This is a genomic window from Hydrogenophaga sp. 70-12 (assembly GCF_001897365.1).
GTDB classification, from domain to species: domain Bacteria; phylum Pseudomonadota; class Gammaproteobacteria; order Burkholderiales; family Burkholderiaceae_C; genus Hydrogenophaga; species Hydrogenophaga borbori.
The window spans coordinates 1-14,904 of record NZ_MKSS01000139.1 but is presented as its reverse complement, the minus strand read 5'-3'; the positions used below and the strand labels follow the sequence as shown (position 1 = coordinate 14,904).

The window sequence follows — 14,904 nt, the reverse complement described above, 5'->3', positions numbered from 1 at the left end:
CCTGGAATTCAAGGTCATCAAGCTCGACCGCAAGCGCAACAACGTGGTGCTGAGCCGCCGCGCCGTGGTGGAAGCCTCCATGGGCGAAGAGCGCGCCAAGCTGATGGAAACCCTGAAGGAAGGCGCCATCGTGCACGGCGTGGTCAAGAACATCACCGAGTACGGTGCGTTCGTCGACCTCGGCGGCATCGACGGCCTGCTGCACATCACCGACATGGCCTGGCGCCGCGTGCGCCACCCCAGCGAGGTGGTGCAGGCCGGCCAGGAAATCACGGCCAAGATCCTCAAGTTCGACACCGAGAAGCAGCGCGTCTCGCTGGGCCTCAAGCAGATGGGCGACGACCCCTGGCTGGGCGTGAGCCGCCGCTACCCGCAGGGCACCCGCATGTTCGGCAAGGTCACGAACATCGCCGACTACGGCGCGTTCGTGGAACTCGAGCCGGGCATCGAAGGCCTGGTGCACGTCTCCGAAATGGACTGGACCAACAAGAACGTGGCCCCGTCCAAGCTGGTGTCGCTGGGTGACGAGGTCGAGGTCATGGTCCTCGACATCGACGAAGACAAGCGCCGCATCTCCCTGGGCATGAAGCAGTGCCGCGCCAACCCCTGGCACGAATTCGCCGAGCAGACCAAGCGCGGCGACCGCGTCAAGGGCCCGATCAAGTCGATCACCGACTTCGGCGTGTTCGTCGGCCTGGCCGCCGGCATCGACGGCCTGGTGCACCTGTCCGACCTGTCCTGGAACGAAGCCGGCGAACAAGCCGTGCGCAACTACAAGAAGGGCCAGGAAGTCGAGGCCGTGGTGCTCGCCATCGACGTCGAGCGCGAGCGCATCAGCCTGGGCATCAAGCAGCTCGACGGCGACCCGTTCACCACCTTCGTATCGGTGAACGACAAGGGCTCCGTCGTGACCGGCAAGGTCAAGACCGTGGACGCCAAGGGCGCCGAAATCGACCTCGGCGAAGACGTGCTCGGCTACCTGCGTGCCTCGGAAATCAGCCGCGACCGCGTGGAAGACGCCCGCAACGTGCTCAAGGAAGGCGACGAGGTCTCGGCCGTGGTGGTCAACGTCGACCGCAAGACGCGCAACATCCAGCTGTCGATCAAAGCCAAGGACAACGCCGACGCGCAGGAAGCCATGGCCAACCTGAGCCAGAGCGCGGGCAATGCCGGCACCACCAGCCTGGGCGCCCTGCTGCGCGCCAAGCTGGACAACAGCAGCAACGGCCGCTGATCCGCGTCCAATGACCCGCAGCGATCTTGTCGAAGCCCTGGCCGCCCGGTTCGGCCAGCTCACCCACCGCGATGCCGAGTTCGCCGTCAAGGCGATCCTCGACGCCATGGGCGATGCCCTGGTGAAGGGCCACCGCATCGAGATCCGGGGCTTCGGCAGTTTCTCGGTCAATCGCCGCTCGCCTCGCATCGGACGCAACCCGCGTTCGGGCGAGAGCGTGATGATTCCCGAGAAGCGCGTGCCCCACTTCAAGCCCGGCAAGGCCTTGCGCGAGCAGGTCGACGAACGCACCGCCCTCATGCAGCAGCACGAGGACCAGCGACGCACCGGCTGATACCCCCTCGCTACAATCGTCCCCCACCACTTGAGGGGATGTTTTGAAGTACCTCATGTGGCTGCTCAACGCGGCCATTTTTTTTGTCCTCTTCGCCTTCGCGCTGAACAACCAGGACAGCGTCACGCTCAAGCTGTTCTTCGGCCACAGCTGGGAGGCACCGCTGGTGCTGGTGCTGCTGCTGGTGCTGCTCATCGGCGTGTTCCTCGGTGTCATCGTGATGCTGCCGCTGTGGCTGCGCGCCCGCCGGCACCGCCAGCGCGGCAACACCACCCTGTTCGGCAGCGAAACCACGCTGATGCCACAAGACCCCGTCGATCGCCGGCATGGACTTTGACCTGACCTGGCTGCTCTGGGGCCTGCCGGTGGCTTTCGCGCTGGGCTGGGTGGCCTCGCGCCTGGACCTGCGCCAGTGGCGCATCGAAGGCCGGCAGGCGCCCAAGGCCTATTTCCGCGGCCTGAACCACCTGCTCAACGAACAGCAGGACCAGGCCATCGACGCCTTCATCGAGGCCGTGCAGGGCGACCCCGACACCACCGAGCTGCACTTCGCCCTGGGCAACCTGTTCCGCCGCCGCGGCGACTACGACCGCGCCGTGCGCGTGCACGAACACCTGCTCTCGCGGGCCGACCTCAACCGCAAGGAGCGCGACCGCGCCCAGCACGCGCTGGCGCTCGATTTCCTCAAGGCCGGCCTGCTCGACCGCGCCGAGTCGGCGCTGAGCAAACTGGAAGGCACGGCCTTCGAGAACGAGGCGCGCCTGGCGCTGCTGGGCATCTACGAACGCTCGCGCGACTGGGCGCAGGCCCGCGCCATTGCCGAAAAGCTCGACTCGGCGGAGCACGGCGCCTTCACCACGCGCGTGGCGCACTACCTGTGCGAACTGGCCGAGCTCGCGCACCGCGAGGGCCAGGCCGAGCGCGTGCGTGCCCTGCTCGATGAGGCCGTGCGGCGCGCGCCCACGCTGGCGCGCGGCTGGATGGCGCGCTCGGCCCTGCGCAGCCAGCAGGGCGACGCGGCCGGCGCCCTGGACGACCTGCTGGCCCTGGCCGAGCAGGCGCCCGCCGCCCTGCCGCTGGCCGCGCGCGCCATGGCCGAGCTGGCCCAGCAGACCGGCCGCACCGACCCCGTGCTGCGCGCCCTGGGCAACGCCCAGGCGCGCGCGCCCTCCATCGATGTGACCGAGGCCCTGGCCCGCTTGGCGCCGCAGCCCGAGGGCGCGCGCGGCATGTACCTGCGCCACCTGGAAGCCGAGCCCTCGCTCGTGATCGCCAGCCAGTGGCTGGCGGGCGAGACCCTCTCCAACCCGCAGGCCCAGTCCAGCGTGCAGCGCGCGCTGGAGCACGCCAGCGGCCCGCTGCGGCGCTACCGCTGCGCGGCCTGCGGCTTCGAGGCGCGCCAGCACTTCTGGCAGTGCCCGGGCTGCCAGGCCTGGGACAGCTACCCGGCGCGCCGCGTGGAAGAGCTCTAGGCCTGCCCGTACCCGCCGCCACCCGGCGTGTGGATCTCGAAGATGTCGCCCGCGGCCATCTCGGCCTGGCCGATGTGCTTGAGCTCTTCCGTGCGCCCGTCGGCGCGCACCACGCGGTTGATGCCCAGCGCCCCCGGCTGGCCACCGGCCATGCCGAACGAGGGGTGAACGCGCCCGTTGGACAGGATGCTCGCCGTCATGGGCTCCAGGAAGCGCACGCGGCGCACGCCCCCGTCGCCGCCATGCCAGCGCCCCGCACCACCCGAGCCCTGGCGGATCTGGTAGCTCTCCAGCCGCACCGGGAAGCGGAACTCCAGCACCTCGGGGTCCGTCATGCGCGAGTTGGTCATGTGCGTCTGCACCACCGACGTGCCGTTGAACCCATCCACCAGCCGGCCCGCTTCGTCCGTCACGCCGCCCGCGCCGCTGCCGCCGGAGATCGTCTCGTAGTACTGGTGGCGCGCATTGCCGAAGGTGAAGTTGTTCATCGTGCACTGGCTCGCCGCCATCGCCCCCAGCGCGCCGTACAGCGCGTTGGTGATGCAGGTGGAGGTCTCTACGTTGCCGGCCACCACCGAGGCTGGGGGGTTTGGGTTGAGCATGCAACCCGGCGGGATGATGACTTCAAGGGGCTTGAGGCAGCCCGCGTTGAGCGGAATGTCGTCGTCCACCAGCGTGCGGAACACGTACAGCACCGCCGCCATGCACACCGCCGTGGGCGCGTTGAAGTTGTTGGTCTGCTGCGGGCTGGTGCCGGTGAAGTCGATGCACGCGCTGCGCTGCGCCGCGTTCACGCGCACCGCCACCTGGATCTGCGCGCCGTTGTCCAGCGGCAGGGTGAACTGGCCGTTCTTCAGGCGCGTGATCACGCGGCGCACCGATTCCTCGGCGTTGTCCTGCACGTGGCGCATGTAGGCCTGCACCACGTCCAGGCCGAACTGCTCGACCATCTTGCGCAGCTCCTGCACGCCCTTCTCGTTGGCGGCGATCTGCGCCTTCAGGTCCGCCATATTCTGCTGCGGGTTGCGGCTGGGGTACTCGCCGCTCTGCAGCAGCGCGACCATCTCGGCCTCGCGCAGGCGCCCGCCCTCCACCAGCTTCACGTTGTCGATCTGCACGCCCTCTTCCTCGATGCGCGTGGAGAACGGCGGCATGGAGCCCGGCGTGGTGCCGCCGATGTCGGCGTGGTGGCCGCGCGAGCCCACATAGAAGGTCGGCTGGTCGGCGCCGCCGATGTAGACCGGCGTGATCACCGTCACGTCGGGCAGGTGGGTGCCGCCGTGGTACGGGTCGTTGAGCACGTACACGTCACCCGGTTGCATGCGGCCCGCGTTCTTTCGGATCACGGTCTTGATGCTCTCACCCATCGAGCCCAGGTGCACCGGCATGTGCGGCGCGTTGGCGATCAGGTTGCCCTCGGCGTCGAACAGCGCGCAGGAGAAGTCCAGCCGCTCCTTGATGTTCACCGAGTAGGCGGTGTTCTGCAGCTGCAGACCCATCTGCTCGGCGATGTTCATGAACAGGTTGTTGAATACCTCCAGCAGCACCGGGTCTACCGTGGTGCCCACGGCGTGGCGCGCCGCGCGCGGCACGCGCCGCTCCAGCACGAGGTGGTCCAGCGCGGTGAGCTGGGCCTCCCAGCCCGGCTCCACCACGGTGGTGGCGTTCTTCTCGGCGATGATGGCCGGGCCGGGGATGACGTCGCCCGGGCGCAGGTCCTCGCGCACCACCAGGGCGGCGTCCTGCCACTGGCCCTCGGCGTACAGCCTGACCGTGTCGCGGCGCGGCACCTCGCGCGGCTCGTGCAGGGCGTGGCGCGGCTCGGCGGGCGCGTCGCCCGCCACCACGGCCTCCACCGACACCGCCTCGGCGATCAGGCGCTTGCCCGGCATGAGGAAGGCGAAGCGCTGGCGGTAGGCCGCCTCGAAGGCCGACTCGATGGCGGCCAGCTCGCCGAAGGGCACGATGAGCGCGGCGTCGCTGCCCTCGTAGCGCACGTGCACGCGGCGGTGCATTTGCACCTCGCCCTGGCTCACCTGCTGGGCGCGCAGCTCCTCGCCCGCCGCCTGGGCCAGCGCCTCGAGCTGCCCGGCGATGGCGTCGAGCGCGCCGGCCTCCAGCACGCGCTCCACCGCCTGCTCCTTGATCACGTTCTGATCGGCCAGGCCCATGCCATAGGCGCTCAGCACGCCCGCCAGCGGGTGCACGAACACGCGGCCCATGCCGAGCGCGTCGGCCACCAGGCAGGCGTGCTGGCCGCCCGCGCCACCGAAGCACTGCAGGGTGTAGCGCGTCACGTCGTAGCCGCGCGCCACCGAGATCTTCTTGATCGCGTTGGCCATCTGCTGCACGGCGATGCGGATGAAACCCTCGGCCACGTCCTCGGCCGTGCGGCCGGTGTCGCGCGCGAGCGCGTCGAACTTCTCGCGCACGGCCTCGGCGCTCAGGGCCTCGTTGGCCTGCGGACCGAAGACCTTCGGAAAGTGGGCGGGCTGGATCTTGCCGAGCATCACGTTGGCGTCCGTCACGGCCAGCGGACCGCCGCGGCGGTAGCTCGCGGGGCCGGGGTTGGCGCCTGCGCTCTCGGGGCCGACGCGAAAGCGCGAGCCGTCGAAGCTGAGGATGGAGCCACCGCCGGCCGCCACGGTGTGGATGCTCATCATGGGCGCGCGCATGCGCACGCCAGCCACCTGGGTCTCGAACTCGCGCTCGAAGGCACCCGCGTAGTGCGACACGTCGGTGGAGGTACCGCCCATGTCGAAGCCGATCACCTTGTCGTGTCCAGCCAGGGTGGCTGTGCGGGCCATGCCCACGATGCCGCCCGCCGGGCCCGAGAGGATGGCGTCCTTGCCCTGGAAGCGGTGCGCGTCGGTCAGGCCGCCGCTGCTCTGCATGAAGAACAGCGGCACGCCGGGCATCTCGCTCGCCACCTGGTCCACGTAGCGGCGCAGGATGGGCGAGAGGTAGGCGTCCACCACCGTGGTGTCGCCCCGGCTCACGAACTTCATCATCGGGCTGGTTTCGTGCGAGGTGCTGACCTGCGTGAAGCCGATCTCCCTGGCCAGCCGCGCGGCCGCGGCCTCGTGGGCGGTGTAGCGGTAGCCGTGCATGAAGACGATGGCCACGCTGCGCAGGCCGGCATCAAAGGCGGCCCACAGGCGCTCGCGCAGGTGCGCCTCGTCCAGCGCCTCGATCAGCTCGCCGTGCGCCCCGACGCGCTCCTGTGCCTCGATCACGCGGCTGTAGAGCAGCTCAGGCAGGACGATGTGGCGGTCGAACAGGCGCGGGCGGTTCTGGTAGGCAATGCGCAGCGCGTCGCGGAAGCCGCGCGTGGTGACCAGCAGCGTGGGCTCGCCCTTGCGCTCCAGCAGCGCGTTGGTGGCCACGGTCGTGCCCATCTTCACGCAGGCCACCTGACGGGGCGTCACCGGCTCGCCGGGCTTGAGGTTCAGCAGGTGGCGGATGCCCGCGACCGCCGCGTCGCGGTATTGCTCGGGGTTTTCGGACAGCAGCTTGTGCGTGGTGAGCGTGCCGTCGGGCCGCTTGGCCACGATGTCGGTGAAGGTGCCGCCGCGGTCGATCCAGAACTGCCAGCGGGGGTCTTGCGTTGAGGTCATGTCGGTGGGGCGCGTGCGCCGTGAAAGGGAAACAGGGAGGAAAGCCGCGTCCACGCGGGAAGCCATCCCGCGGATCGTAGCGAGTCGCGTGCCAGGCCGGGTCTCAGCCTTGCATGCGCGAGGGCAGCCAGAGCGCCAGCTCGGGCAGCACGTAGGTCAGCAGAACGGCGGCCATCATCAGCGTGAACAGCGGCAGCGCCGTGCGCGCGATCCAGGTCACCTCGCGCTGCGTCAGCCCCTGCAGAACGAAGAGGTTGAAGCCCACCGGTGGTGTGATCTGCGCCATCTCCACCACCAGCACGATGAAGATGCCGAACCAGATGAGGTCGAAGCCCGCCGCCTGCACCGTGGGCAGCAGCACGGCGATGGTCAGGACCACCATCGAGATGCCATCGAGAAAGCAGCCCAGCACGATGAAGAACAGCACCAGCAGCAGCATCAGCGCGAAGGGAGACAGCTGCAGGCCGCCAATGAACTCGGCCACCTGGCGCGGCAGGCCGATGAAGCCCATGGCCAGCGTGAGAAAGGCCGCGCCCGCCAGAATCAAACCGATCATGCAGTACGTGCGGCAGGCCGCCACCAGGCCTTCGCGAAAGCTCTCCCAGTTCAGCGAGCCCTCCAGGCGCGAGAGCACCAGAGAGCCCGCCACGCCAAGCGCTGCCGCTTCGGTGGCGGTGGCGATGCCGCTGTAGATGCCGCCCAGCACCAGCGCGATCAGCGTGACCACCGGAATCAGATGGCGGGAGGCGTGAAGCTTGTGCCGCAGAGAGGTTGCCGGTTCCTTGCCGGGCAGGCGCTCGCGGTTGAGCAAAGACCAGACCACGATGTAGCCGCTGAACAGCAGGGCCAGCACCACACCCGGCACCACGCCCGCCAGGAACAGCTTGGCGATCGACACGTTCGCCGCCACACCGTAGACGATCATGATGATCGAGGGCGGGATCAACAAGCCCAGCGTTCCCGCGCCCGCCAGGGTGCCAATGGCTTGAGCGTCCGGGTAGCCTCGCTTCTTCAGTTCGGGCAGTGTGATCTTGCCGATGGTGGCGCAGGTAGCGGCCGACGAGCCTGAAATGGCCGCGAAGATCGCGCACCCCACCACATTGGTGTGCAGCAGGCGGCCGGGCAGCCAGTTGAGCCAGGGCGCCAGGCCCTTGAACATGTCGTTGGACAGCTTGCTGCGAAACAGAATCTCGCCCATCCACAGAAACAGCGGCAAGGCGGTCAGCGTCCAACTCGAGGTGGAACCCCACACGGTGAGCGCCATGCTGTCGCCCACCGGGCGTTGGGTGAACAGCTCCATGCCCACCAGGGCCACGCCCAACAGCGACAGGCCGATCCACAGGCCCGACCCGAGCACGGCGAACAACAGCACGATGAGGGTCAATGCGATCACGGCTTCCATGACAGTGGCTCCTTTGGTGGATTCATTCGGTGCGGGCGGCCGCGCCCGACGCCAGCAGATCGGCGCCCCGCCAGCGGTGCAGCAGCACCTGCAGGAACGCCAGTGCCAGGCCCACGCAGCCCACGGCCATGGCGATCTGCGGGATCCACAGCGGCGTCACGTCGGCGCCAGGCGAGACGTCGTGCGTCACGCGAGAGACCCACACCAGGCGCGCCGCGTACCAGCTCAGGTAGAGCGACAGCGCCGTGCCCGCGAGCAGGCACCACCACTCCAGGGCGGCGCGCCCCCGGGCGGGCAGACGCTCCAACACCAGCGTCACGCGGATGTGCTCGCCGCGCAGCAGCGTGGCCGGCAGGGCCAGGAACAGCGAAGCGGCGATCGCGTAGCCCGCGTAGGCGTCCAGCCCGGCGATGTCCCAGCGCAAGAGGCGCGCCAGGATGCCCAGCGAGACGGAGACGAAAGCCGCGAGCATGCCCACACACGAGAGCGCAAGCAGCCAGCGATGAACAGTACGGACGAACGCATCCATCGAGCCCTCCGGCATCGGTTCAAAGAAAGGAAGGAAGAAAGCGCCGTCGGCGGGACGAGGCGGCCTGCGCGGGCCGGGCCCCGCCGTGCGCGAATCGGCTCAGGGCTGTTTGCGGTACGCGTCGACGATGGCCTGCCCCTCGGGACCCGCGGCCTTGATCCACTCGGCGGTCATGGTCTCGCCGATCGACGCCAGCGCCTTCTTCATGTCATCGCTCGGCTGGCTGATCGACATGCCGGCGGCCTTCAACTGACCGATGTATTCGCTGTCGAGCTTCTCGCTCAGGGCCCAGCCGCGCGCCTCCGCCTGCGCCGCCGCCGTGGTCAGCGCGTTCTGCGTGGCCTTGTCCAGCGCGTTGAAGTCCTTGAGGTTCACCACCGTCACATTGCGCGGCAGCCAGGCCGACACCGGGTAGAAGTGCTTCACCTGCTCGTGAAGCTTGCTCTCCACGCCGCTGGCGCTGGAGGTGAGGAAGTTCTGCACCGCGCCCGTGGCCAGGGCCTGCGGCAGCTCGGCGAGCTGGATCGTCACGGGCTGCGCCTTGAGCAGCTGGGCGATGCGCGTGGTGGCCGGGTTGTAGGCGCGCATCTTGGTGCCCTCTAGGTCGGACGCGTAGTTCACGGGCTTGATCGAGTACAGCGACTGGCCGGGCCAAGGCACCGAGAACAGCACCTTCAGGCCCTGCTGGGCCAGCAGCTTCTCCTGAGCGCCTTTGGCCGCCTGGTACAGGCGGCGCGATTGCTCGTAGCCCGTGGCCAGAAAGGGCACCGAGTCCACCCCGAACAGCGGGTTCTCGTTGGCCGCGCCGGAGAGGATGAACTCGCCGATCGGCGTCTGCGCGGTCTGCACCGCGCGTTTGATCTCGTTGGCCTTGTAGAGCGATCCGCCCGCGTGCAGGGTGATCTTGAGCTTGCCCCCCGTGGCCTTGTCCACGTCGTTGGCGAACTGCTGCAGGTTCTGCACCTGGAAGGTGTTGGCGCCGTAGCCGCTGGGCAGATCCCACCGGGTTTGCGCATGCGCCGCGCCAGCCAGGGCCAGGGCGCACAGGCCGATGGTTGTCTTGATCATGGTCGTTCTCCTTGTTCGCTCGCGAGTTGCTGGTTGAGAAGGTCGGTGATCAGCATCGCGCCCGGGGCGTGCGTGATGCAGAACGGGAGGCGGGCCTGGGCGATCGCCGCTTGGGGCGTGACCCCGCAGGCCCAGAACACGGGCACCTCGTCGGGCAGCACCGCCACGGCCTCGCCGTAGTCGGGCCGCGAAAGGTCCTGGATGCCGATGGCCGCGGGGTCGCCCACATGCACCGGCGCGCCGTGCACGTCGGGAAAGCGCGAGGTGATCTCCACCGCGCGCGCCGCGTCGGCCACCTTGAACGGGCGCATGCTCACCACCATGGGGCCCGCGAACGGCCCGGCCGGCGCGGTGGCCAGACGGCTTCGGTACATGGCCACGTTGCGGCCTTCGTCCACATGGCGCAGCCGCATGCCAGCGTTCATCAGCGCCTGCTCGAACGAGAACGAACACCCGATCACGAAAGTCACGAGATCGTCCCGCCAGACGTCGGCGATGTCTGTTGGCTCGTCGACCAGTTCGCCGTCGCGCCAGACGCGGTAGCGCGGCATGTCGCTGCGGATGTCGATGCCCTCCCCCAAACCGGGCAGGGAAGGATCGCCCGGCCGCCCCACCGCCAGCAGCGGGCAGGGCTTGGGGTTGCGTTGGCAGAAGAGCAGGAAATCGTCCGCCAGCGCCTGCGGCAGGATCACCACGTTGCCCTGCACGAGTTCGTCGGCCAGGCCGCTGGTGTGGTTCGTCCATTCGCCGCGGCGAATGGCGCCGCGCACGCGGCGGGCCAAGGCTTGCGCATCGGCATCGATTCGCCGCGTCGCCAGGTCGTCCAGGAATCCCACTGCGTTTGCCTCCGGTCCTTTGTGTTCGTGACGAGCCCGTCACATTGGGGCCGGATTGTGGTCAGAGGCAGAGGCCTCCACAAACGAAAATTTTCTTGCTTATCTCATCGATTTTTTCGATGCCTTCGACTGGGGCGTTTTCTGCGGCGTCTTTGTGCGCGGCCGCCCCAATGCGGTGCCGTCGTTCGACCCGCTCCAGGCATCGACGAAGGCCTGCGCCGAGCGCATCACCGTCTCCACCGCTTGCGCGGACGGGTCGCTGCGGTAGCTCGCATGGATAGGCAGCGGCTGCAGGCGCGCGTCGCAGGGCAGCTCGCGCAGGTCGGCCACCACGAACAAGTGCCGCACCGCCTCGCGCGGCAGCGTGGCCACACCGAAGCCACCCTGCGCCATCTGCAGCATGGCCGACACGGACGAGATGGTGTGCACGCGCCGCGGCTCCACGCGCGCCGCGCGAAAGAGTTCCAGCAGGGCCACGTGCGGCAACGAGCCGCGCTGGAAAGTGAGCAGTTCCAGCTCGGCCAGCTCCTGCAGCGAGTAGCGGCGCCGCCGGTGCAAGCTGGCGCTGCCCACGAACACCATCTCCATCGACGGCAGCGCGCGCGAGCGCACGCCATCGGTGGTGGCCGGCAGCGCCGTGAACACCAGGTCCTGCGTGCCGCGGCGCATCTGCTCGATCAGCACCGGCGTGGTCTCGACCGACAACTCCAGCTCCAGCGCCGGGTTCTCGGTGCGCAGCTGCTCCATCCACGGGATCAGCCAGGCATGCAGCACGGACTCGATGGCGCCGATGCGCAGCGACACCGCCAACGCATCGCCCGAGCCCATCTCGGCCTTGGCCTCGCGTTGCAGCTCCAGCAAGCGCTGCGCGTAGACCAGGAAGCGCGTGCCGGCCATGGTCAGCCGGAACTGCTTGTCTCGCCGATCCAGCAGCAGCACGCCCAGCTCCTCCTCCAGCGCGGCGATTCGGCTGGACATGGCCGATTGCGTCAGGAAAAGCTTCTCGGCCGCGCGCGTCACGCTCTTGAGTGTGGCCACCCAATAGAAGGCCTCGACGAAGCGCAGATTCATGGTTTTCTCCGGGGAAATACGGACGGGCCTGGCCCGGCTTTTGCAACTATGCTGCCCGTCTTCGTCATCCGTTCAACTTTCTGGAGCGACCATGAACTTCAAGCTTGCCCTGGCCGGCGCGGCCTTCGCACTGAGCGCCAGCGCTCAGGCACAGACCGCCTGGGACCTGCCCGCCGCCTACCCGGCGACCAACTTCCACTCGGTCAATCTTGCCAGCTTCGCCAGCGACGTCGACAAGGCCACCGGCGGCAAGCTCAAGATCACCGTGCACCCCGGCGCCTCGCTGTTCAAGGCACCGGAGATCAAGCGCGCCGTGCAGGGCGGCCAGGCGCAGGCGGGCGAGATTTTGCTCACGGCCTTCCAGAACGAGTGGCAGGTTTTCGGCGTGGACGGCATCCCCTTCCTGGCCACCAGCTACGCCGATTCGAAGAAGCTCTACGCCGCGCAGAAGCCCATCCTGGAGAAGAAGCTCGCCGAACAGGGCATGGTGCTGCTGTATGCCGTGGCCTGGCCGCCGCAGGGCCTGTACAGCAAGAAGCCCGTGGCCAGCGCGGCCGACCTCAAGGGCAGCAAGTGGCGCGCCTACAGCCCGGCCACCTCGCGCATCGCCGAACTGGTGGGCGCGCAGCCCGTCACCGTGCAGGCCGCCGAGCTGTCGCAGGCCCTGGCCACCGGCGTGGTCGAGAACAACATGACCTCGGGCGCCACCGGCGTGGACAGCAAGCTCTACGAGCACCTCAAGTACTACTACGACGTGCAGGCCTGGTTGCCGAAGAACGCCGTCATCGCCAACAAGAAGGCCTTCGACGCGCTCGACAAGGCCACGCGCGACGGTCTCATGAAGGCGGCGGCCGACGCCGAGGCGCGCGGCTGGGCGGCCTCCGAGAAGGTCAACACCGACACGCTCGCCACCCTCAAGGCCAATGGCATGGCGGTGGAGCCGCCCTCGGCCGCGCTCAAGGCCGACCTGCAGAAGGTGGGCGCCACCATGCTGCAGGAATGGCTGTCGAAGGCCGGCCCCGAAGGCCAGCAACTGATCGACGCGTACAGGAAGTAACACCCCCGCCGCGCTTCGCGCGACCCCCTCGAGGGGGCGGCACCTGAGGACCGGCGCGGCCGGATCCTCGGTGCCCTGGGTCTGGCTTCGCGGCGCCACCACCGTTCCTCATGCGCAAACTGCTTGACTCTCTCTACCTGGGCGCCGGCTGGCTGGCCGCCCTCTTCATGATCGGTGTGCTGGTGATGGTGCTGCTGTCCATCGTGAGCCGAGTCGCCGGCTTCTACGTGCCGGGCACCGACGCCTACGCGGGCTACGCCATGGCCGGCGCCGGCTTCCTGGCGCTGGCGCACACGCTCAAGAGCCACGAGCACATCCGCGTCACGCTGATCATCGGCAAGCTGCGCGGCGGCGCGCGGCGCGGCCTGGAGCTCTGGGCGCTGTCGGTGGCGGTGCTCATGAGCGGCGCGCTGGCCTGGTACTCGTGGCGTCTGGTGTGGCAGTCCAACACCTTCCACGACATCTCCACCGCCGCCGACGCCACGCCGCTGTGGATTCCCCAGGTGCTCATGGGCCTGGGATGCACGGTGCTGTTCATCGCGCTGCTGGACGACTGGGTGCTCGAATGGCGCGGCCAGCGCTCGCGCGCCGAGGGGGACACGCGCCATGAATGAGTTCGTCGTCACCAGCCTGCTCATCCTCTCGCTGTTCCTGCTGCTGGGCAGCGGCGTGTGGATCGGCCTCACGCTCGCCGGCGTGGCCTGGATCGGCATGGAGCTGTTCTCCTCGCGCCCCGCGGGCGACGCCATGGCGCTCACCATCTGGGGCTCGGCCAGCAGCTGGACACTGACCGCGCTGCCGCTGTTCGTGTGGATGGGCGAGATCCTGTTCCGCACCAAGCTGTCGGAGAGCATGTTCAAAGGCCTGGCGCCCTGGGTGAACGCCCTGCCCGGGCGCCTGCTGCACACCAACATCCTGGGCAGCACCATCTTCGCGGCGGTGTCGGGCTCGTCGGCGGCCACCTGCGCCACCATCGGCAAGATGACCATCCCCGAACTCACGCGGCGCGGCTATCCGCCCGAAAAAATCGTGGGCTCGCTTGGCGGCGCCAGCACGCTGGGCCTGCTGATCCCGCCCTCGATCATCATGATCGTGTACGGCGTGGCGGCCGAGGTCTCCATCGCCAAGCTCTTCGTCGCCGGCGTCATCCCCGGCATCGTGCTGGCGGCCCTGTTCAGCGGCGCCATCGTGGTCTGGGCCCTGCTCAACCCCGACAAGGTGCCCAGCGCCGACACGCGGCTGAGCTTCGCCGAGAAGCTGCATGAGGCGCGCCACCTGATCCCTGTGGTGCTGCTCATCGGCAGCGTCATCGGCGCCATCTACAGCGGCATCGCCACCGCCACCGAGGCGGCGGCCATCGGCGTGGTGGGCTCGCTCATCCTCTCGGCCTCGCAGGGCTCGCTCAACTGGGTGAGCTTTCGCGACTCGCTGCTGGGCGCCACGCGGCTGTACTGCATGATCGCCTTGATCCTGGCGGGCGCGGCCTTCCTCACGCTGTCCATGGGCTACATCGGCCTGCCGCGGCACCTGGCCGAATGGGTCGGCGGCCTGGGCCTCACGCCCGGCATGCTGCTGATCGCGCTGGCCGTGTTCTACATCGTGCTCGGCTGCTTCCTCGACGGCATCTCCATGATCGTGCTCACCATGGGCGTGATCCTGCCGACCGTGCAGGCCGCCGGCATCGACCTGATCTGGTTCGGCATCTTCATCGTCATCGTGGTGGAGATGGCCCAGATCACCCCGCCCGTGGGCTTCAACCTCTTCGTGCTGCAAGGCATGACGCGGCGCGAGATCACCTGGATCGCGACGGCCTGCCTGCCCTACTTCCTCATCATGGTGTTCGCCGTGCTGCTGCTCTACTGGTTCCCCGGACTGGTGAACTGGCTGCCGTCCCAGATGTAGGCCCGGGCTTCTCCCATCGGCAACCCGCCACCGTTCGGTGAGCGGGTTTTTCTTTGCCGGCGCGGCGGCGGGCGCGCCCCATCGGCGCAACAGTGCCAACCAAAGCATCACGCTTGCGCCGCATCGGCGCCGGCTGCGGCCAGTTCGCCCAGCATGGTGCCCCGCTCAAACCAGGGAGTCCACCATGCACAGCCCGCCACCCGCGACGCTGGCCGACGTCTTGCTCAACGCCGCCAGCCTTCCCTCCCCCCACGCCCTCGTCACCGTGCACCGCGACGGCAGCGAGACCCCTTTGAGCTACCCCGGCCTGCTGGCCCGCGCGCGGGGCCTGCTGGCCGCGCTGCAGGCGCAGGGCCTGTCGCCGGGCCAGGCCGTGTTGTCG

14 protein-coding genes are annotated in these 14,904 nt (G+C 68.7%); 8 read left to right on the top strand and 6 right to left on the bottom strand.

Annotated elements, in window-relative coordinates; translation table 11 throughout:
* The 4 genes from rpsA to lapB form a co-directional block, all read left to right on the top strand.
* The coding region (rpsA, locus tag BGO22_RS08525; RefSeq protein ID WP_286850136.1) for a 30S ribosomal protein S1 at positions 1-1,234 on the top strand (1,234 nt) is incomplete at its 5' end.
* A 10-nt stretch (positions 1,235-1,244) separates the two neighbouring features.
* The gene (locus BGO22_RS08520) at positions 1,245-1,568 is read left to right on the top strand and encodes an integration host factor subunit beta (protein ID WP_070398191.1); all 324 of its coding nucleotides are present in this window, start codon (positions 1,245-1,247) and stop codon (positions 1,566-1,568) included.
* A gap of 43 nt (positions 1,569-1,611) precedes the next feature.
* Positions 1,612-1,905, top strand: coding sequence for a LapA family protein (locus BGO22_RS08515; RefSeq protein ID WP_070398192.1), 294 nt, complete (start codon positions 1,612-1,614; stop codon positions 1,903-1,905).
* Positions 1,895-3,040: a lipopolysaccharide assembly protein LapB gene (gene lapB / locus BGO22_RS08510; protein WP_070398193.1), complete on the top strand. Its 1,146-nt coding sequence runs from the start codon at positions 1,895-1,897 to the stop codon at positions 3,038-3,040. Before BGO22_RS08515 ends, lapB begins: the two co-directional genes overlap by 11 nt.
* Here lapB and BGO22_RS08505 read toward each other — a convergent pair.
* From BGO22_RS08505 to BGO22_RS08480, 6 genes are all read right to left on the bottom strand, one after another.
* Positions 3,037-6,657: a hydantoinase B/oxoprolinase family protein gene (locus BGO22_RS08505; RefSeq protein ID WP_070398194.1), complete on the bottom strand. Its 3,621-nt coding sequence runs from the start codon at positions 6,655-6,657 to the stop codon at positions 3,037-3,039. The two genes, lapB and BGO22_RS08505, sit on opposite strands and share 4 nt — an antisense overlap.
* A gap of 103 nt (positions 6,658-6,760) precedes the next feature.
* Positions 6,761-8,059, bottom strand: a complete 1,299-nt coding sequence (locus BGO22_RS08500) for a TRAP transporter large permease (RefSeq protein WP_070398195.1) — start codon at positions 8,057-8,059, stop codon at positions 6,761-6,763.
* 22 nt (positions 8,060-8,081) lie between these two features.
* Entirely contained in the window at positions 8,082-8,588 is a 507-nt protein-coding gene (locus tag BGO22_RS08495; protein WP_070398196.1) for a TRAP transporter small permease, read from the bottom strand.
* 99 nt (positions 8,589-8,687) lie between these two features.
* A complete protein-coding gene (locus BGO22_RS08490; protein ID WP_070398197.1) occupies positions 8,688-9,656 on the bottom strand; it encodes a TRAP transporter substrate-binding protein in 969 nt (322 codons plus the stop codon).
* Positions 9,653-10,459 carry a putative hydro-lyase gene (locus tag BGO22_RS08485; RefSeq protein WP_502686445.1) on the bottom strand — a complete coding sequence of 269 codons (807 nt, stop codon included), beginning with the start codon at positions 10,457-10,459 and terminating at the stop codon, positions 9,653-9,655. Before BGO22_RS08485 ends, BGO22_RS08490 begins: the two co-directional genes overlap by 4 nt.
* Positions 10,460-10,591: 132 nt before the next feature.
* Complete coding sequence (locus BGO22_RS08480) at positions 10,592-11,563, bottom strand: LysR family transcriptional regulator (protein WP_070398198.1); 972 nt, start codon at positions 11,561-11,563, stop codon at positions 10,592-10,594.
* A 91-nt stretch (positions 11,564-11,654) separates the two neighbouring features.
* Between BGO22_RS08480 and BGO22_RS08475 the strand changes: the two genes are divergently transcribed.
* The 4 genes from BGO22_RS08475 to BGO22_RS08460 all read left to right on the top strand — a co-directional run.
* Positions 11,655-12,620 carry a TRAP transporter substrate-binding protein gene (locus BGO22_RS08475; RefSeq protein WP_070398199.1) on the top strand — a complete coding sequence of 322 codons (966 nt, stop codon included), beginning with the start codon at positions 11,655-11,657 and terminating at the stop codon, positions 12,618-12,620.
* A 110-nt stretch (positions 12,621-12,730) separates the two neighbouring features.
* Positions 12,731-13,234, top strand: coding sequence for a TRAP transporter small permease (locus tag BGO22_RS08470; protein ID WP_070398200.1), 504 nt, complete (start codon positions 12,731-12,733; stop codon positions 13,232-13,234).
* Positions 13,227-14,522 carry a TRAP transporter large permease gene (locus BGO22_RS08465; protein WP_070398201.1) on the top strand — a complete coding sequence of 432 codons (1,296 nt, stop codon included), beginning with the start codon at positions 13,227-13,229 and terminating at the stop codon, positions 14,520-14,522. Before BGO22_RS08470 ends, BGO22_RS08465 begins: the two co-directional genes overlap by 8 nt.
* A gap of 184 nt (positions 14,523-14,706) precedes the next feature.
* Positions 14,707-14,904 (top strand): hypothetical protein (locus BGO22_RS08460; protein ID WP_286850124.1); only part of this gene is annotated, 198 nt, incomplete at its 3' end.